This window comes from Streptomyces virginiae (assembly GCF_041432505.1).
In the GTDB taxonomy this organism is placed as follows: Bacteria; Actinomycetota; Actinomycetes; order Streptomycetales; family Streptomycetaceae; genus Streptomyces; species Streptomyces virginiae_A.
In genome coordinates this window covers 3460969-3480032 of sequence record NZ_CP107871.1, presented here as the reverse complement: position 1 = coordinate 3480032, position 19064 = coordinate 3460969, and the positions used below count along the sequence as shown (strand labels likewise).

The following is a 19064-nucleotide window of genomic DNA, read 5'->3' as shown; positions in this document are numbered from 1 at the left end:
GACGTCGTGGTGGCCGGTGAGTCCCGGCGCGGCGGCCCGGTCCGGGAGGGGCTGCGCGGCTACCGGCTGATCGTGGCGATGTGGATCCGCTCCACGATGACGTACCGGACGTCCTTCGTCATGACGACCGTCGGGCACGCGGTGATCACGCTCCTGGACTTCGTCGCGATCTCCATCATGTTCTCCCACGTGGACGCGCTCGGCGGCTTCACGCTGCCCGAGATCGCCCTGCTGTACGGGTCCTGCTCGGCCTCCCTGGGCCTGGCGGACATGCTGCTGGGGAACACCGACCGGATCGGCGCCCGGATCCGTGACGGCTCGCTGGACACGATGCTGGTGCGGCCGGTCCCGGTGCTCGCGCAGGTCGCGGCGGACCGGTTCGCGCTGCGCCGACTGGGCCGGATCGGACAGGGCCTCGGGGTGATGGGCTGGGCGGTCTGGACCCTGGACGTGGACTGGACGGCCGGGAAGGTGCTGCTGGTGCCCGTGATGGTGATCGCGGGTGCGGCCATCTTCGCGGCGGTGATGGTGACCGGGGCGGCCTTCCAGTTCGTCACCGGGGACGCGGCGGAGGTGCAGAACTCCTTCACCTACGGCGGCTGCACGATGCTGCAGTACCCGCCGACGGTGTTCGCGAAGGACCTGCTGCGCGGGGTGACCTTCATCGTCCCGCTGGCCTTCGTCAACTGGCTGCCCGCGCTGCACGTGTTGGGGCGGCCCGATCCGCTGGGACTGCCCGGGTGGGTCGCGTACCTGAGCCCGCTGGTGGCCTTCGTGGTGTTCCTGCCCGCGTCGCTGGCGTGGCGCGCGGGAGTCCGTTCGTACCGAAGCACGGGGAGCTAGAGCTGTGGCGGATGCGCTGATCTCGCTGGACGGGGTCGAGAAGGTCTTTGACGTACGGCGCCGGGTGAGCCTGATGCGTCGGGAGAAACGCCAGGTCAGAGCGGTGGACGGGATCAGTTTCGAGGTCGCCCGCGGCGAGATGGTCGGCTACATCGGGCCCAACGGCGCGGGGAAGTCCACCACGATCAAGATGCTGACCGGCATCCTGACCCCGAGCGGCGGCCGGCTACGGGTCGCGGGCATCGACCCGGCCAGGGAACGGATGCGGCTGGCGCACCGGATCGGGGTGGTGTTCGGGCAGCGCACCACGCTGTGGTGGGACCTGCCGCTGAAGGACTCGTACGGGCTGATGCGGCGGCTGTACCGGGTACCGCGGGCGCGGTTCGAGGAGAACCTGGAGCGCTGCGTGGAACGGCTCGACCTGGCCGAGCTGCTGGACGTACCGGTACGGCAGTTGTCGCTGGGGCAGCGGATGCGGGGGGACATCGCGGCGGCGCTGCTGCACGACCCGGAGGTGCTGTACCTGGACGAGCCGACGATCGGGCTCGACGTGGTGAGCAAGGCGAAGGTACGGGGCTTCCTGCGGCAGCTGAACGAGGAACTCGGCACGACCGTGCTGCTCACGACGCACGACCTCCAGGACATCGAGCAGCTGTGCGAGCGGGTGATGGTGATCGACCACGGGCGGTTGATGTACGACGGGCCGTTGGGCGGGCTCCACGCGGCCGGGGCGGTGGGGGAGAGCGAGCGGACGCTGGTGGTGGACCTGGAGCGGGAACTCGCGCCGATCAGTGTGGCGGGGGCGCGGGTGGTGAAGGTGGAGGGGCCGCGGCAGTGGCTGGCGTTCCCGGCGGGAGCCTCGGCGGCGCCCCTGGTGGCGGCGGTGGCGGCGGACTACCCGCTGGTGGACCTGTCGGTGCGGGAGCCCGACATCGAGGACGTGATCGCGCGGATGTACGCGGGCCGGGACTGACGCTTCCCCGCACCGCCCGAATCAGGGGAAAGCCCGGGACGATCCGGGGACGATCTCAGGGGTCGAGCCGTACAACTCCCGGCCGACGCTGCATAGTCTGGTCCACATGAGTGACGAGCGGCCGGAGAAGCCGTTGCCGGAGCTGAGGGCGTCGGACGCCGACCGGGACCGGGTGGTGGAGCGTCTGCGGGACGCCGTCGCCGAGGGCCGGCTCGACATGGAGGAATTCGAGGAGCGGCTGGAGGCGGCGTACACGTCGCGGACGTACGCGGAACTGGAACCGCTGACGCGGGACCTGCCGGCTCCGGCGGGCGGTCCGGTCGCCCGGCCCGGGGCGACCACCGAGCCCTGGACGGGGCGAATCGGCGGGGCGGGCAGCTCGGCGACGGCCGTCGCGGTGATGTCGGGCTTCCAACGCAAGGGCCGGTGGACGGTGCCGGCGCGGTTCGACGCGGTGGCGTTCTGGGGCGGCGGGGAGCTGGACCTGCGCGAGGCGGACTTCGCGCAGCGCGAGGTGGTGATCAACTGCGTCGCGGTCATGGGCGGCATCCAGATCACGGTGCCGCCGGGGGTGGAGGTCGACGTCCGGGGCTTCGGCTTCATGGGCGCCTTCGACCAGCGAGACAACCCAGGCCCGGCCGAGCCGGGCGCTCCGCGGGTGGTGGTGACGGGCTTCGCCTTCTGGGGCGGCGTGGAGGTCAAGGTCAAGAAGCGCAAGCGGCCCCTGGGTGGGCCCTCGCTCCGCAAAGAGCTGTAGCCGCTCGGCGTGTGCGGCGCCGTTGCCGGGGCGCTGCCCCGGGCCCCGCCGGGCGCTGCCCGGACCCGCGCCTCAAACGCCGGCGGGGCTGGGTGGTGTGGGGCGGTGCCCCGGCGGAGTGTCTCCTCGGCTCGCGCGGTACCGCATGTCTCGGCCGTAGCCGGTGGTGCGCGCTCGTCCTGCGGGGACACTCCACCGTGTCCCCGCCCCACGGCAGAACTTCGACAGTGGCCCCGAAGCCGGCCCGACGCGTGGGGAGCGGGGACGGGCAGGGGTGTCCCCGCAGGACGAGCGCGCAACCACCGCGCACAGCCGAGACATGCCCGCATCGCGCGAGCCGAGGAGACACCCCTGCCCGGCCCCGCGCACCACCCCGCACCGCGCCCGAACCCCGGCCCGCAGACCGACACGGACCGGCCGGACGGCAACCCGATCCTCGCCGCCCCCGCCCGAGGGAACCGCGCGAGCCGAGGAGACACCCCTGCCCGGCCCCGCGGACCGACCCGCACCGCGCCCGGACCCCGGCCCGCAGACCGACGCGGACCGACCCGGACGGCAGCCCGATCCCGCCCGCCCCGCGCGAGGGAACGGCGCGAGCCGAGGAGACACCCCTGCCCGGCCCCGCGGACCGACCCGCACCGTGATCGGATCCCGCCCCGCCCGGAGGGAACGCCGCGGGCCGGGTTCGGTCGACCCGGACTGCTACCCGCCGCGGGAGCGGACTGGCGTGGCGGGAACTCCTCGGGCCTCCCGGGAGTCGGATGCTATGCAGACAAAACCGGCGCCCCCGGGGGAAGGCAGGAGCACGTGGAGAACCGCAGCACCACCGGAGGGACCGCCACCCGTGGCGGGTTCGTGTTCAGTGCCGCCGACGAGGAGCGCCGGCGCGGGGTCCGTCGGATGAAGGCCACCGCGACCGGCCTGTTGCTCCTGGTCGCGCTGGTCTACGTCCTCGCCAAGTACGCCCAGCACGCCTGGGGGGCCGGCGGCTGGGCCGCGTACGTCGCCGCCGCGGCCGAGGCCGGGATGGTCGGCGCGCTCGCGGACTGGTTCGCCGTGACCGCCCTCTTCCGGCACCCGCTCGGGCTGCCCATCCCGCACACCGCGATCATCCCGACCAAGAAGGACCAGCTCGGCGCCACCCTCGGCGAGTTCGTCGGGGAGAACTTCCTCTCCGCCGACGTGGTCCGGGCCCGGCTCCACGCCCTCGGTATCGGCGGCCGTCTCGGCTCCTGGCTCGCCGAGCCCGAGCACGCCGACCGGGTCACGGCCGAGCTGGCCGCCGCCCTGCGCGGTGCGCTCACCGTGCTGCGCGACTCCGACGTGCAGGCCGTGGTCGGCGAGGCCATCACGCGGCGTGCCGAGACCGCCGAGATCGCGCCGGGTCTCGGCAAGACCTTGGAGCGGGTCGTCGAGGACGGTGGCCATCGTCGTGCCGTCGATCTGATCTGTGCCAAGGCCCACGACTGGCTCGTCACCCACGGGGCCTCGATCACGGACGCGGTCCAGGGTGGCGCCCCGGGCTGGACCCCGCGGTTCGTGGACCGGAAGGTGGGCGAGCGCGTCTACAAGGAGTTGCTGCGCTTCGTCACGGAGATGCGGGACATGCCCGAGCATCCGGCGCGTGCGGCGGTGGACCGGTTCCTGACGGACTTCGCGGCCGATCTCCAGTCGGACAGCGAGACCCGGGCGAAGGTGGAGCGGCTCAAGTCCGAGATCCTGGCGCGTGACGAGGTCCAGGACGTCATCGCCTCGGCGTGGTCGGCGATCCGGTCGATGATCATCTCAGCGGCGGAGGACGAGCAGAGCGAGCTGCGCCTGCGGGTCCGGGCCTCGCTGCTCGCGCTCGGTGCGCGTCTGGCCACGGACGGCCGTCTGCAGGCGAAGGTGGAGGGGTGGATCGAGGGCGCGGTCGTCTACGTCGTCACCACCTATCGGACGGAGATCACCTCGCTGATCACGGACACGGTGGCGGGCTGGGACGCCGAGCACACCTCCCGCAAGATCGAGGCCCACATCGGCCGTGACCTGCAGTTCATCCGTATCAACGGCACGGTGGTCGGCGCCTTGGCGGGCCTGCTGATCTATACGGTCTCGCGCGCGTTCGGGGCGTAGCGCCTGGGGAGCGGCAGTTCCAGTTGGGCGTGCCCGCGGGCGGTGACCCGTGGGGGTGCGGGGCGGGCCGCGCCCAGGGTGAGGAGTGCGCGTAGGGCGGCGATCACTTCGGCCGGTCGGTCGCGCAGGATGCCGGGTGTCGTGCCGGCGACCAGGACGCCGCGGGATTCCAGGCGCAGTCGCCGTAGCAGGGTGGCCTGCCAGGCGTCGCGCGTGTAGTGGTATTCCGCGGAGTCGATCTCCAGGGCCACGCCTTCGTCGGGCCAGTACGCGTCCGGGCTGGCGAGGAAGGTTCCGTCGGGGCCGTGGAGGCGGGCGTTCCAGAGCGGGGCCGGGAGGTCGGTGGCGGCGAGGGTCTCGCGGGCGCGGCCCTCGGCGATCGAGCGGACCCCGGCGACCAGTTCGGCGGCCGCGGCGCGGACTGTGGGGCGGCCGTGGACGCGGCCCGCGCGCAGTTCCGCGTGCAGGTCGTGCGGGTGGCACCAGCCGCCCTGGACGACGTTGGCCAGGACGGAGCGCACCAGATCGGCGTCGTCCGTGCGGGCGGCGAAGTCGGCGGCGGCTCGGATCGGGCGGGTGCTGGGGACTCCGGAGATGTGGATGGTGGCGGGCCACCGTGTGGTGGGGCAGGGCCGGACCCGGCCTGCCGTGGCCGGTGAGCGGGGGGCGCGGACGAGGACGTCGAGGGGTTCGGGTGGGGCGTCGCGGATGCCGAGGAGGGCGAGCGCGGCGCCGCCGGTGAGGGCGGCGGTGGTTCCGGAGAGGGGGTCGGCCGCGGGGTGGGCGGCGTACAGGACGGCGGACAGCGCCTGCTGGCGGGTGTCGGGCGGGCCGGTCTGCAGCAGGTACACCCGTGGCAGGAGCCGTTGCCAGGGTCCTCCGTGGCGGCTGCGGCCGCTGATGGTGGCGGACGGGATGCCGGCCTGCGTGAGCTGGTGGTAGGTGGCCAGGTTCAGCTGGCGTTGGGCGGTACGGGTGATGGGGGTGATCATGCCCCCGGTATGCCCGGTGGGGTGGGTCCGATGCTCAGGCCGAGGGGTGGTTCGGGGCGAGGAAGACGACGACGCCGTTCTGTGTGCCGGGCAGGGGGGTGACCTCGTGCCAGCCGAGGCGCCGGTAGGTGGCGACGGTGTCGGTGGCCACCCGGGCGGTCAGCAGCCAGGCGCGTTCGTCGGGGGCGTCGGCGGTGATCTCGGCGAGCAGGGCGCGCCCGGTGCCGTTGCCGCGCGCGTGCGGGCGTACGGCGAGTTCGTCGATCTCCAGGGCGCCGATGAGGAGTTCGCGGACGCGCTGTCGGCCGAGCTGTGCGGAGACCTGTCCGTAGGCGCGGTCGCGGGGGAAGGTCTTGGGGGTCAGCCAGGCGGTGGCGAAGCCGTCGATGCCGGCGGGGGACTGTGCGAAGGCGGTGCGGAATCCGGTGCGGCGGCTGTCGGCCTGGAGGCGGAGGGAGAACTGGCGAATGGTTTCTTCATCCTCGTTCCACGGTGGCGCGGAGAACACCTCGCTGTAGGCGTCGGCCAGTTCGTCCGTGAGGTCCAGCACGGCCGGTCCATAACAGATCACGTTTGCAGCTCCTTGGGCCGGCTTGGGCGGCTTCGGTCGGATCGCCCGTGTAGGAGAGTGAATCTACGCCGGGGAGGTTCCACGGAGGGCACCTGCACGGATCCGGAGGGTGTGCGACAAATCCGACTTCCGTACGTGGCCGGGCCGCCCGTATCGCCGTCCCCGGCCCGGCGTTGAACCGGTGTGCCCAGCTCTCTCCTCCGCAAAGCCCTGATCGGCCTCGCCGCGTGCGCGGTGGCGTTCTTCCTCACCCTCGGCGTCATCGCGGTCCTGCCCCGCGCCGTCCAGGACACGGTCCCGCCCGGTGTTCTCGGCGGAGCCGTGGTGGTCCTGGGCGTGGGCACCGCGCGCCGCTTCACACGGCGCGCGCGTTAGCCTCGTCGGAGACGTTCGAACGGCTGGAGGACTCCACGATGGCGCAGATTCCCACCTCGGCGATAGCGGCGGCCGGCCTGGTCGGCGGCTACGCCACGGCCCGCTGGACCGGCGTACGCCCGCTCGGCGGCGTGATCCTCGCGGCCGCCGGTACGGTCGCTGCCCGCGAATGGCACCGCCGTACGAGCCCGACGACCACGGCCCTCCTGGGCGCGGGCTACGTGGCCGCGTTCGCGGGATCGCACCCGCTGGCGAAGAGGATCGGGGCGTGGCCCGCGGTCTTCACGGCGGCGGCCGCGGTGGCAGCGGCCTCCTACGCGGCGGCGGACCGCTAGATTCCGTCCGGGCCCGGGGTGTCCCGCCGATCGGCCGCGATCGACAGGACCCTCTCGGGCCGGACGGTGGCCGGCCCGTCAGAGCGTCCCGTGGAAGAAGCCGACCTCGGGATCCTGCGGGGTACCGATCAGCAGGGCGCGGTCCAGGAAGCGGTTGAACTGCTCGCAGCTGGTCTCGGGGAGCAGGACGCAGCAGTGGCAGGCGGCGAGGTTGACGTTGTCGGCCCCGCTGACCGGGGATTCCATGCACAGCGGGTCGGCGGAGCACCACGCGGCCCGCGTCAGGGCCGAGGTGAGGGATCGCGCGAGCGCGTCCGGCCTGCCCTGGCTGACCAGTCCACCGAGGCTTCCGGCGGAGTCGCTGGTCGCGGTGTAGAGCAGTACGCCGGTCATCTCGTCGTCGACGTAGAGGCGTTCGCGCAGTGCCGAGGCGGGATAGCCGCAGTCGAGGCTCCACTCGTTGATCAGCACGTGCGCCAGGGTGTGGACGAGCAGCAGGCGGGGTGTGACCGGCGAGAGTTCCGGGTCGCCGTCCGGGCCGGCCTGTTCGGCGAGCAGCGCGAGATGGTGCTCACGCACCACGTCGGCGCGACGGGTCACCTCCGGGTGCCGCTGCTCCCAGCGGGCCACGCGTTCGCGGTCCAGCCGCAGGAACACGCCCTCGCCCACGACCTCGATGGCCGGCAGCCATCCCTGCGGATTGCGCGACAGCGAGGAATGCCGCTCGGGGGCGGCCGAGGTCGGGGCGGTCAGCCGGGTGAAGGAGGTCAGGGCCCGGACCTCGCGCAGGCGGGGGACCAGCATCACCTGGTCGATGCCCGTGCGGTCGGGGATGTCACCGAGGTCGCCCGGGTCCTGCGTCTCGAAGTCGGGGCTGACGCGGTGGTCGTACTCGGTGCTGCGTTGCAGCTGCTCGTACTCGTCGCGGCGCAGCGGATCGATCAGTACCGCCGCGGCGTCCTCCTCCTTGGCCTCGCGTGCCTCGGTGGCCCGTTGGCCGACGCGTACCGCGGCCAGGAGAGCGGCGGCGTCGTAGCCGGACTTCTGCAGCTGAGGCGTCATCCCGATGTAGAGGAGGATCTCCGCGTCGGTCCGATCGCGGAACTTCGACATGAAGGGGCGGACGAGCTTGTTGGCGCCCTGGGACCACGGGGGGATGGTCAGCGCGGAGGAGACCATCGGGAACCAGGCGGCGGAGGAACCACGCTGTATGGCTCGCGGGTCCTCGGTGCACTCCTCGGGGGCCGAGTCGTCCCTCAGCCAGGGCCGTCGCCCGGAGCAGCGGATCCCGAGCGAGGCCAGCGCCTTGCGGCCGAGGGCTCCTTCGAGGGACTTGGGGGCCACCCCGCACGAGCAGTGGATCCGGATGGAACGCAGGGACGCGGTGCGGCCCGCCGTGCGGATTTCGAGGCGGTGGGGCTGGGAGCCGCCCGCCGGGCGTTCCTCGGACTTGTGGGCCCAGAGCCAGTACGGGAAGTCGTCGAGGTGCCCGTTCTCGCAGACCATGACGAAGCGGGACGGGGTCAGCTCCGTGGTCTCGCACTTGCCGCACTTGTTCTTCTTCGGGTCCGCGGTCAGCCGACGGTGCTCGTTGAGGGAGTGGCAGGTGGAGCAGGAGTACCACTCGGGGAAGCGGGCGACGTGGACGCCGTCGCTCGGCGCGTTCTCGTCGGTGGTGGCGGGCGGCAGGTGGAATCCGTCGACGTTCAGCCGGTACTGGAGGCGGGGCTCGGTGAGTTCGAACTCCGACGGCACGTGCCAGGAGTCGAGTCCGCGCACGATGAAGGACTCGCTGTCGATCGCGATCATCGATCCGACGCCGTAGGTGGTGATCATCTGGGCGCGCCGGGCCGAACCGAGCTTGCGGGGTCCGCTCTCGGCGCGCAGCCGCTGGAGGCGGGAGCCGGACCGGGACCGCCGGGGGGACTCTGACATCTACTTCTCCTCGAACAGGTCGGACTCGGCATCGACGTCGCGCAGGCTGGTGAGCGTGCGGAAGGACTCGCCGTCCTCGGCCTCCGCGAACGGCACCAGCAGGGCGGGGCGTTTGCCGAACCAGCCCTCGTACACGAGGGTGTCCGGGTAGGTCTCGGCGAGCAGTCGCCAGTCGTCGATGATCTCTTCGAGTTCCGCGTCCACGTCGTCGGCGTGTTCGGGGGCGATGTCCCGGGCCCGACAGGTGATGGCGGTGCGGATGTCCTTCAGCCGGTCCTCGAACCGGTCGATCTTCGCGGCGCCGCTCTTGGGGCGGGCCGCCTCGATGGTGAGGCGGGCGAGGCCGACGAGGACGGCGTGCAGGGCCCGGTCCCGGGCGCGGGGCGAGAACGGGGTGACGCTCGTCGACTCGACCTGGCGGTAGAGGGCCGAGTGGTAGGTGGTGAAGTTCTCGTAGTGCGAACGGTCGCGTGAGCGGGCCGAGTTCAGGAGGGTGACGACGAGTCCCGGGTGGCTGCGTCCGACCCGGCTGGTCGCCTGGATGTACTCGGCGGTGGTCTGCGGCTGCCCCATGACCGCCATGAGGCCCAGCCGGTCGATGTCGACGCCCACCGAGATCATGTTCGTGGCGAGCAGGACGTCGACCGCGTCGGGGTGCGGGTGGCGGCGCTCCAGATCCTTGAGGTACTTGGGGATGTCGCTCGCGTCGATGCGGCTGGTGAGTTCGGACGGCTCGTTGATCTCACGCGTCCGCGTCTCGGCCTGGGCGGCGAGCAGGGCGATCCGGTCGTGGACGTCGTCCCTGACCTGCAGTTCGGCCGCGGCCAGCAGGCGCAGGCTGTTGAAGTAGCCGACGAGCGTCCAGTAGGCGTCCCGGACCGCGCCGGGGCCCTCGATGAGTGCGGCGTGGTGGAGCAGCGCGGCGTACGCGCGCACGAGGAGGGTGGCCTGGCTGGTGGACGGGGTCAGGAGTCCGACGTAGCGGCGGGTGGCCTTGCGGTCGGCCGGCGCCTCGCGGGAGAACCACGAGTCGCGGGAGTCGAGCGCGGTGGGCGGGAACTGGTGGACCTCACGGTGGAACAGGGCGCGGCCCTGCTGCTTGGCCCGTCGGATCGTCGCGGTGGAGGCGATCACCTTGGGTGTCTCCGCGGCGAGGTCGATCATCGTTTCGTACAGTCCGGTCATGGTCCCGAGCGGGCCCGAGATCAGGTGCAGCTCGTCCTGGACGATCAGTTCGGGCGGCGGGGTGTCGTCGGCGGGCCGGTTCAGGTTGAACAGGGCGGCGGTCCGCTCCTCCCACGGGATGAGGGCGAACTTGTCGACCGTCGCGATCACCAGCGTGGGGCGTGCCTGGTAGACGGTCTGGTCCACCACGTGGATCGGCAGGCCTTCGTGGAAGTCGCAGTCCTCGGCGGGGCATGCGACGACCATCGCGGCGGGTTCCAGGGTGACCGTGTAGTCGTGGGCGTCCAGCGCGGTCCCGCACCAGGGGCAGGCGCGGAGCTGGACGGGGTTCTCCTTGGCGACCGATTGGCCGTTGCGGAGCTTCTGCAGGCTCTTCTGCGCGGTCTTGAGGTCGTTCGGGGTGGCCGACTGGCCCACCCACATGCCGATGGAGATCTTCTCCGTGCCCAGCGGGCGTGCGGAGTTCCTCGCCTCCAGGCGGATGCGTTCCATCGCGCAGATCAGGATGGTCGCCCGTTCGAACTGCTGGAGGGTCAGCAGGCGGAGCGTGTACCGCATCAGTACGGTCACCCCACCGCCGGATTCGCGGCGGCGCAGTCGCCGCAGGAACACGGTGAACGCGATGAGGCCGAGGTAGGCCTCGGTCTTGCCACCGCCGGTCGGGAACCACAGGAGGTCGGCGATCTGCCGGTCGTCGTGCTGGGGATCGGCGATGCCGTCGAGGCACAGCAGCACGAAGCCGATCTGGAAGGGGCGCCAGGTGTTGGGGCGGCCCGGCTCACCTTCCTTGATCGTGATCGCGCGGGTGCGCTGGTCGTCCATGGCGCGGTTGGCCAGCCGGAAGGCTTCCAGGCAGTCGTCGTCGACGCGCAGCAGCTCGACGCCGGAGCGCATGCGCCCCAGAGCGGTGGCGCAGTGGTCGATCTGCAGCAGGGCCAGTTCGGCGAATTCGGAGGAGCCGAGCCGTTCGGCGTCGGTCCGCCGCTCCGCGATCCAGTTCTCGTAGGAGGACAGGAGCGCCAGGAGGGCGGGCACGATCTCGTCCCGGGGTGCGGTCGAGAGCCACTTCATGCCCAACGAGGTCGCGTCGATGTCGGGGTTCGAGTCGGTGAGCATGACCTCGTACGTGGGCACGAGCTCGGTGTGCACGGCGTCGATGCGGCACGGCCCGGCGTCCGCCCGCAGGTGGTTCGGCGGGGGCGCCACCCAGTGCCAGTCCGCGGCGCAGCCGTGGCCCGTGGCGAAGGAGGGGGCGTGCCGGTGCAGGAGCCGGCTGACATCCAGCTCGGGGTCGGCCGAGCGGCCGTGGACGGGCCGTTCCACCAGACCGCCGGAGCCCGCGGGCGCGGTCACGGTCAGGCGGGGCTGGAAGAAGCAGGACTCGTCCTGGGGGCCGGTCCTGGGGGCGGGCGTGGTGTTGATGAGGGTGACGGTCACCGCGACGGCCCCGGAGGCGTCCTCGTTGCGCACGATGATCTGCAGGGACAGGAGGTGGGGAAGGATCTCCACCGTCCGGGTGCCGGGCACGGTGACGTCGACGGGTACGTCCCGGGCGGGGAGGGCCTGGCGCATCCATCGTTCGCCGGTGTCCTCGGTGGAGCGTCGTTCCGCGGCTTTGGCGGCGGTCGCCCGCCCCGACGCGTCGACCGGTAGGTAGCGGGCGGCCTCGACGCGGACGGTGACCTCGGGGGCCGCCACCCGGTCGACGGCGAAGGTGATGCCCATGGCCGAGGGGCGACGTACGTTGGAGAGGGCGACGCCGGAGTCGTCCCGGTCCCCGTCGCGCTGCTCCCGGCGGGCCACGTCGGCCGCGGGGTCGGGGTCGTCGTCGGCGGCCCGCTCGGCCGGCTCCTCGGCGGTGTCGCCCTGAGGGAACAGGGCCCCGACGGGATAGGTGGTGACCGGCGGGTCCTCCAGCACCTCGTCCGGTCCGCCCTTGGGGCCCATCAGGTCGAGGACGAGCCGGTGCACCAACTCGTCCCGGAACTCGTAGTGCTCGTCGTGCTCGCTCTTCATCATCCCTCGCCGTCCTCCGTGCCCTTCTGCTCCCACTCGAAGCGCCCCAGCCCGATCGGCCGGGGGGCCAGCCATACGCCCCGCTCGCCCAGGCCCGCGCCGAGAGCGACGTTGTCGCTGCCCACGACGGTTTCCACCGAGTCGAGGAACAGGTCCGTGATGGTGAGTGGCCATGCGAGTGCGGCCGCGTCCTTGCGGGTCCTGCGGATCTTGTACATGTCCTTGCGGAAGGCCTCGGAGGCGCTCCCGATGACGCGGCCGGCATGGCGCAGCAGGTAGGGAGGGCTCGCGTCCGGCCCGGTCGGGAGGGCGTGCGCGCGTACGAACTCGACGGGGTCGCCGGGGTGCACCTCCTGCGCGAGGTGGTGCTGCAGGTCGACGACGTTGTCCTCGATGTCGTCCGCGCCGGCCGGGGCCTCGCGTGACACGTCGCCGCCGATGACTTCGATGCCGTACCGCTGCCCCCTCTTGGGGCCCGTTCCGCCGCGGTACCAGCGGCCGGTCGGGGGCCGGCCGTCGCCGTCCTTGCGGAGGAAGGGGTCCCTGCGCAGGTCCAGGTGGTACAGGTCGGTGCGCGGTCGGGTCATGGCCACGTAGAGGGCGCGGGCCGCCGCGGCCGGATCGCTGTCCTTGGTGTCCGAGGCCGCCGCGGGACCGGGATCGATCACGACGACCCGGTCGAACTCCAGCCCCTTGGCGCGGTGCACGGTGGAGACGACGAGTCTTCGCGTGTCCTGGGTGGTCAGTTCGTCCGGTGTCCGGCCGCCGGCGAGGGCGGTTTTCACCCGGTTCAGATCGATCCCCGACCGGTGCCCACGGCCGTCCAGCCGGACCAGGGCGTGCCACAGGACGTCGCGGGCCTCGCCGTCGGGGAGTTCCAGCTCGTCGGCGATCGCGTCGAACCGCGCCCTGGCCAGGGCGGATCCCTCGCATCGCCGGTAGAGCAGGCTCAACCAGGCGGGCAGCACGCGGTCCTGGGCGGAGCGCTGCACCCTGTGGGGTATGCCGGACGTCCACAGGGAGCGGGAGACGGCCAGGGCCTGGCCGTTGGTGGTGCACAGGATGGCGTTCGTGCCCTGATCGGAACGGAGTGCGGAGGCGGCGAGTTCGCTGTCGAGCGGGGCGAAGGGAAGGTTCGACAGCAGCGCGGCGTGCAGCTGGGTGTGGACCGACCGGTGTCCCTCGGCGGTCAGGTCGTCCTGCTGGAGGCGGTGGCCCAGGTGGAGGGCGGTGCGGGCGGAGTCCGTCGTGGCACGGAAGTTGCGGGTGAGCCGTAGCTCGCGCAGGTCCGTGGGGAAGCTGTTGCGCAGCCAGGGGAAGAAGCTGTTGACCTCCTCGGCGCGTCGTGCCACCGGTACCTGGAAGCCGTACAGGGACTGGGCGGGATCGCCGACGACGGTGAATCCGGCGTCCCGGTATTCGTCGAGCAGTGCCTCGATCATGCGGCTTCGATCACCGACGAGGTCCTGCACCTCGTCGACGACGACATGGGCCAGGTCCTCGGTGAGGTACGCGTCGAGTCTGCCCTCCCCGATCGCTTCCGTGGCGTTGCGGATGCGTTCGTCGAAGGGGACGGTGTGCCACTCGCCGGTGGGGGCGATCTCGGACAGGAAGGCGGTGGCCCAGCTGTCGAAGGTCTGTACCCGGACCCGGTCGGCGGCGACGGCGTGCCGCTGGATGCGTCGGCGCAGCTCGCGTACGGCGGCGTTGGAGAAGCTGAGGACGAGTATCTCGCCGGGCAGTACGTCGTCCCGCTCGACCAGGGCGTCGAGGCGGCGCACCAGGGTGTGGGTCTTGCCGGTCCCCGCCCCGGCGACGACCAGGCATTTGGCGTCCCAGGGCAGTTCCACGACGGCGCGCTGTTCGTCCGTGAGCGTGGGAGACGCTCCCGGGGTGTTCGTCACTTGCGCTCCCAGAGGTGCTCGAACTCGGTGAAGGCGAGCTTGTGACCGTAGTTCTCGATGTTGTCGTCGACGTTGAGGATGAGGCAGGTGTCCTTGCCTCCGTTCGCGGGTCCGCGGAGCCCGCGACCGATCATCTGCTGGTAGACGTTGGGACTGTAGGTGGGTCGGGAGACGACCACGACGCGGGTGGCGGGGGCGTCGAAGCCCTGGGTGAGGACGCCGTAGTTGGCCAGGACCCGGATCCTGTTCTCCCGGAAGTCGTCCACCCGCTTGCGGCGGGTGGCGGTGGGCGTGGCCGAGTCGATGGAGTCGGCGGACACGCCCATGCCGTTCAGCTTGGCGGCGATGACCTTGGCGTGGGCCACGGAGGTGGCGAACAGCAGGACGGGCCAATCGGCGGGCAGCGAGGCGATCTCGTCGACGAGCATCCGGTTGCGTTCGTGGTCGAACGCGAGCCGGTCCTCGACCGTGGCCGGCAGCGCGCCGAAGGTGTCCACCTTGCTCAGTTCCGACGCGCTCATGGTCACCGTCGCGCCGCGCAGGACCCGCTGCTCGACCCTGGCCAGCACCTTCATGTCCTGCAGCTGGGGGTACGGGTCCTGGTCGAGGACGCCCTTGTCCAGTCGCGACCTGCCGTAGCGCTGGACGAGGCGCTGGGTCTCGTCCTCGTTCGTGCTGCGGAAGGGGGTCGCGGTCAGTCCGACCAGAGGCCGCTCGGTCCTGTTGTTGCGCGAGATCCCGAGGAGTTCGAAGAGCCTGGTGTAGCGGCGGGAGAGGGAGGTGTGCGCCTCGTCGACGATGACGGCCGAGGCCTCGCGCAGCCAGGCGTACGCCTCGGTGTCCAGGTGCCGTTCCAGTTTCGCGTCGACGGCGACCACGAGGTGGACGGTGGAGCGGATGTCGGTGGCGGAGTTGGCCCCCCACAGTCGGCTGATGGACAGCGCCTCGCGTTCGGCGCCGACCTTGGACCAGACGAACTTCCAGCTCTGCACGGCCTGCTCGCACAGTTCCTCGCTCTGCGCGATCCACAGGATCGGACCCGTCGGCCGGCGGTGCTTGATGGCCCGGATCACCGCTTCGGCCGCGACCCGCGTCTTGCCGGAGCCCGTGGGCATGCACAGCATGGCGCGCTTGGGGTCGGGGTCCGTCAGCAGGTAGAAGAGGTTCTGGGCGAGCTGCTCCTGGTAGTCGTGCAGGCGGGGGAAGTCCACGGGCCCGGCCACCTGCTCCATCGCGGGCGGGCTGATGGGGCGGGCGCCGGCGAACGCCTCGGGGAAGCCCAGGCGGTTGACGAACTGGCGCGCGGCGGTGTCGCCGCCGTAGCTGTTCGGGGCCTCGGCCCATCGGGAGGCGATGGCCTTGGCGTAGTGGCGCAGGACGCCGTCCTTCTCCGAGTTGTAGGCCAGTTCCGCGATCCGTCGGCCGTCGGGCTCCTTCCCGGACACGTGGAGCTCGTCCTCCCACAGGCCCGGCGGAAGGCCCGTGCGCAGGGCTTCCTCGCCGATCAGCAGCAGGAGCTTGTCGGTGACGCTCTCCGCGTGGACGACGCGTTGGAGCTTCTCGTTGGCCCGCTGCTGTTCCTGGAGCGCGATGACCTGCCGGCACTCGGCGCGCGACAGTCGCCAGCCGAACACCTTGGACGACTCGTGGAGGATCTCCAGCTCGTCCTCGGGGTGGCTGATCAACGCGACCCGGCCGTCGAGCGCGCTCTTGAGGGCGACGGGGCGGTAGTTGTGGTCGGTGCGGATGATCTCTTCGAGTCGGGTGCAGGACTGGAACCAGGCGTCGGCGGTCGCGAGGTCGGTGCGCAGGCGCAGGGAGGGGAAGCGGTTCAGGAGCAGCTCGGGTTCGGCCTCGGAGGCGTGACTCAGCTCCTTCGTGATCTTGTCGCCGGGGCTGCACATGTCCCACCGCTCACGCAGCAGTTCGGCGTCCTCCGGGGTGTCGACGAGGAGCGCCGGGACGGCTTCGCGTACGAGCCCGTCGTACTCCTCGCGGACGGAGGTCACGGCGATGTCCGTGTCGGGTCGATGTCCCCATTCCGTGCCGATGCGGCAGCGGGTCTCGACGCCTTCCGGGAAGCCGGCGTCGGCGCGGGTGAGCAGGGTGTAGGCGTTGCCGAGGAAGGCGTCGTCCTCGCTGACGGCGATCCGCGCGTGGACCGTGTTCCACACCCGCTGCGGCACCTTGTCGAGGGTGCCGGGCATCTCCAGGGCGTCGGCCTGGGCGGGGGAGAGGCGGGCCACGGGGAGGACGGCCGCGTAGGGGGACAGCTGCGGTCCCACGCATTCGCGCAGCGGGAGCAGTTCCCGGTCGGTGCGGGCGTACCCGTACCGGGTGACCATCCAGCGCAGCGGGGACGGCGCGGGTTCCTGGGTGCGGCTCTGCTTGCCGACCTGCCGGGTCCAGTTGCGGACCATGCCCCGGTCGGGCATCGCGGCGACGAAGTCGGCCCGGCCCTCTTCGCTCAGCCGGGTCAGGAATCCGAGCGGGCCGGCGGGCGAGGCGCCCTGCATCCGCATGGTCGCCCTGTTCGGACGGGCCGAGCTGGCCGGGAGGGTGGCGCAGTACGCCTTGTGCATGGCCTCCGCGTAGGACTCGAACCAGGGCTCGCCGGTCGGGTCCTGGTCGACGTCCGGGCCCGAGCGGGCACCGAGGTCACGCAGGACGAGGAGGTCGTCCCGATGGAAGCGGGGGTCGACGGCGAGGGCCGCGTCGCGCGAGCCGTCGGCGGGGACGACGGGGCCGGGCAGCAGGCACGACTCGATGCTGCTGAACGCACCGGCGAGGGTACGCACCTTCAGGACGCCCGTCGGATGCGGCACCCTCTCGTTCAGGATGCGGATCGACTGGCCCGCCCCGGCCCGGCGGGACAGCTTCCAGAACTCCTCCCAGGAGGATTCGCCGTACCGCGCGAATCCCTGGTCCACGACGGCTTCGAAGCGGCCCAGGGCGTCGGCCTCGTGGATCCCGATGGCGTCGAGGTCGGCGGAGAGCTCGCGCGCCGTGGCGATCTCGGGGTGGACGTAGACCATCTCGTTCGGGAGGGAGTCGTCGAGGACCCGGCGGAAGACCGTGTTGGGGCGCGGGGCCACCAGGCCGTGCGCCTCCGTGAGGAGGATGCGGGCCTGTCGGGCCTCCGGGACGTACGGGCTGTTGCCGCGGATCATCGCCGCGAGGATCCGCAGCGCGCACGCGGACGCCGCTGGCGTGCCGTCGATGACCAGGGCCTCCAGCCACTCCTGGACGGTCGCGCGTTCGTGGTGCGCGGCTTCGAGGATGTGGCCGAGCTTGCCGCGCCGGTCCCGGTCGGTCTCGACGGACCGGTGCACCCAGGCGGCGGGCCGGGCCGGGTGGGAGGCCCACAGGTCCAGCCACTCGGGCCGCAGCTCCTCCGGGTGGACGCGGAGGGCGGAGGGCTTGCGCAGTACCCCGTCCTGGTCGGGGAGGGAGGGTCTCGCGGCGGCCTCGCGCCACACCCCTTGGATCACGTGACCGTCGGCCCAGTTGCGGCGCTCCTTGTAGCGACCGGGCAGGTGGGCGAGGTGGCGGGCGGGGTCGGCGGGGTCCGTCAGGGCGGGCAGGGACGCGGCCACCAGACCGGCGGCGGCCCCCAGCAGCTCGTCGTTGAGCGGGGTGCCGTCGACCAGGTGCTGGCGGTCCTCGTTGGTCTTCCAGGCGGCGTTGAGTATGCCGCGCAGGGTCATCGGGTAGTGGGTGGGGAAGTAGGCCCAGAAGGCGCCCAGTTCACGTCGGCTCTCGGGCACGGCCCACGAGATGTCGATGACGGGCCGGTCGTGGAGTTCCCCGGACGCCTCGCGGGTCTTCGCGGTGGGGGAGTAGGGCACGGTGAAGACGCGCCACGTCTCCCGTTCCGGTGGTCCGTCGTTGTCCGAGACGAGAAGCGTGTGGACGGTCCCTTCCCGTGTTCCGCTCAGGGAACGGCGGAAGCGCGCGTTCTCGCGCCGGTCCTCCAGGTCGATCGTCCCGACGTGCGGGGAGAAGAGCGGGAACTCCCGGGGGAACGCACGCAGGTCCCGGCCCAGGCGCGCCGCGGCCGAGGGCAGCAGCGGGAGTCGGACGACCGTGACGGCCCCGCGGGAGAAGAGGTCGTTCAGTACGTGGTCCTCGCGCAGTTCGCGCGCGAGGTCGAGCGGGCGGGCCATGCGCAGTACGGGGGTTTCCTTCGCCTGCGGATGGACCTCGTGGATGAGCCGCGCCGACCATTCGCGGTCGAATCCGAAGCTGCCCGTGACACTGAAGAACTGCGGGGTGTCGGTGATCGACAGGACGGACTTGACGCCCACGCCGAAGCGTCCGATCTGCCCTCCGCGCTTCTTCGAGACGCTCATGCGCAGAATGGTCTCGGCGCCGTCGGCGGAGAGCGGGTTTCCCTCGTTGGCGCAGTACAGATGGTTCTGTGTGAGGACCACGGCGACGCGGCCCGGCGTATCGCGATCCCTCAGTTCGTCCGCGCCGTTCTGCACGAGTTCGTACAGCTGGCGATCGCCGTAGCCCCCTTGCTGAATTCGCCGCTCGCCGTTCGCGTCCTCGAGGATGCGGCCGGGATCGTTGCGATACGTGCTGAGGCTTCGGTCCGACTGGTCGAGGACGACGCGCAGCACGTCGGACAGGGGACCTGACTGCGCGGGGGATGGCTGAAAGGACACGAAGAAGCTCACTCTCCGGTTATCGCAAATGTCGGCGCGACGAAATCAAGACGTGGGCGCGAGAGGCCGTGCGAGGGATGTCGCGGGGGCGCGAGACAGCCTTGACGAGGGCATGGCAAATAGCCTGTAGGCGCGCACCCCCCGGTGGTTCTCGCGGAATCCTCACCCGGCGAGTGATCGAAAGGGTCGCATGGGTGAAGGAGGTGGCACAAGGGGCGCGGTGGGCACTTCAGCCGGTCGGGTTGCCGGGAAACGTACCGATTCCTTGAGACCCGGCCGCGGGTGACGGCCGAATCCGTACGATGGTTCGATGAGTAAATTTTGACACATTCTCCGCTGTCAAATGGTCAGTTGTATGATGCGCGAGGTCGTTCCCGCACGATGACATGGAGT

12 protein-coding genes are annotated in these 19064 nt (G+C 71.5%); 6 read left to right on the top strand and 6 right to left on the bottom strand.

From position 1 onward, the window contains the following. Nucleotides 1–6 precede the first annotated feature (6 nt). The 4 genes from OG624_RS16245 (at nt 7) to OG624_RS16230 (ending at nt 4688) form a co-directional block, all read left to right on the top strand. A complete protein-coding gene (locus OG624_RS16245) occupies nt 7–843 on the top strand; it encodes an ABC transporter permease (protein ID WP_244291036.1) in 837 nt (278 codons plus the stop codon). A 4-nt stretch (nt 844–847) separates the two neighbouring features. Continuing rightward, the gene (locus tag OG624_RS16240) at nt 848–1816 is read left to right on the top strand and encodes an ABC transporter ATP-binding protein (protein ID WP_033226644.1); all 969 of its coding nucleotides are present in this window, start codon (nt 848–850) and stop codon (nt 1814–1816) included. A 106-nt stretch (nt 1817–1922) separates the two neighbouring features. After that, the gene (locus OG624_RS16235; protein WP_078909728.1) at nt 1923–2573 is read left to right on the top strand and encodes a DUF1707 SHOCT-like domain-containing protein; all 651 of its coding nucleotides are present in this window, start codon (nt 1923–1925) and stop codon (nt 2571–2573) included. Nucleotides 2574–3380: 807 nt separating this feature from the next. Beyond that, nucleotides 3381–4688, top strand: a complete 1308-nt coding sequence (locus OG624_RS16230) for a DUF445 domain-containing protein (protein ID WP_244290953.1) — start codon at nt 3381–3383, stop codon at nt 4686–4688. Here the strand turns inward: OG624_RS16230 and OG624_RS16225 are convergent. Both OG624_RS16225 and OG624_RS16220 read right to left on the bottom strand, forming a co-directional pair. Next, nucleotides 4658–5680: a hypothetical protein gene (locus tag OG624_RS16225; protein ID WP_371639532.1), complete on the bottom strand. Its 1023-nt coding sequence runs from the start codon at nt 5678–5680 to the stop codon at nt 4658–4660. The genes OG624_RS16230 and OG624_RS16225 overlap by 31 nt on opposite strands. A gap of 34 nt (nt 5681–5714) precedes the next feature. Continuing rightward, nucleotides 5715–6251: a GNAT family N-acetyltransferase gene (locus tag OG624_RS16220; protein WP_244290954.1), complete on the bottom strand. Its 537-nt coding sequence runs from the start codon at nt 6249–6251 to the stop codon at nt 5715–5717. 183 nt (nt 6252–6434) lie between these two features. On the opposite strand from OG624_RS16220, the gene OG624_RS16215 reads away from it, so the two are divergent. Continuing rightward, nucleotides 6435–6626 (top strand): hypothetical protein, encoded by a 192-nt coding sequence (locus tag OG624_RS16215; RefSeq protein ID WP_033224759.1) that lies wholly within the window; start codon nt 6435–6437, stop codon nt 6624–6626. A 38-nt stretch (nt 6627–6664) separates the two neighbouring features. After that, nucleotides 6665–6961: a hypothetical protein gene (locus OG624_RS16210; RefSeq protein WP_326748155.1), complete on the top strand. Its 297-nt coding sequence runs from the start codon at nt 6665–6667 to the stop codon at nt 6959–6961. A 78-nt stretch (nt 6962–7039) separates the two neighbouring features. Here OG624_RS16210 and OG624_RS16205 read toward each other — a convergent pair whose 3' ends face one another. From OG624_RS16205 to OG624_RS16190, 4 genes are read right to left on the bottom strand one after another with little or no spacing between them, the layout of a single operon-like run. Further along, nucleotides 7040–8896: a DUF1998 domain-containing protein gene (locus OG624_RS16205; protein ID WP_352164756.1), complete on the bottom strand. Its 1857-nt coding sequence runs from the start codon at nt 8894–8896 to the stop codon at nt 7040–7042. Next, entirely contained in the window at nt 8897–12100 is a 3204-nt protein-coding gene (locus tag OG624_RS16200; RefSeq protein ID WP_371639531.1) for a helicase-related protein, read from the bottom strand. It abuts the gene before it with no gap. Further along, entirely contained in the window at nt 12097–14001 is a 1905-nt protein-coding gene (locus OG624_RS16195) for a UvrD-helicase domain-containing protein (protein WP_371587839.1), read from the bottom strand. The genes OG624_RS16200 and OG624_RS16195 overlap by 4 nt, the downstream gene beginning before the upstream one ends. After that, nucleotides 13998–18671 (bottom strand): DEAD/DEAH box helicase, encoded by a 4674-nt coding sequence (locus OG624_RS16190; RefSeq protein WP_371587838.1) that lies wholly within the window; start codon nt 18669–18671, stop codon nt 13998–14000. Before OG624_RS16190 ends, OG624_RS16195 begins: the two co-directional genes overlap by 4 nt. Between the last annotated feature and the right edge of the window lie 393 nt (nt 18672–19064).

Coding starts and splice junctions, on each gene's coding strand:
- OG624_RS16235 (WP_078909728.1), top strand. CDS start 1,923: ATGAGTGACGAGCGGCCGGAGAAGCCGTTGCCGGAGCTGAGGGCGTCG.
- OG624_RS16225 (WP_371639532.1), bottom strand. CDS start 5,680: ATGATCACCCCCATCACCCGTACCGCCCAACGCCAGCTGAACCTGGCC.
- OG624_RS16210 (WP_326748155.1), top strand. CDS start 6,665: ATGGCGCAGATTCCCACCTCGGCGATAGCGGCGGCCGGCCTGGTCGGC.
- OG624_RS16205 (WP_352164756.1), bottom strand. CDS start 8,896: ATGTCAGAGTCCCCCCGGCGGTCCCGGTCCGGCTCCCGCCTCCAGCGG.
- OG624_RS16200 (WP_371639531.1), bottom strand. CDS start 12,100: ATGATGAAGAGCGAGCACGACGAGCACTACGAGTTCCGGGACGAGTTG.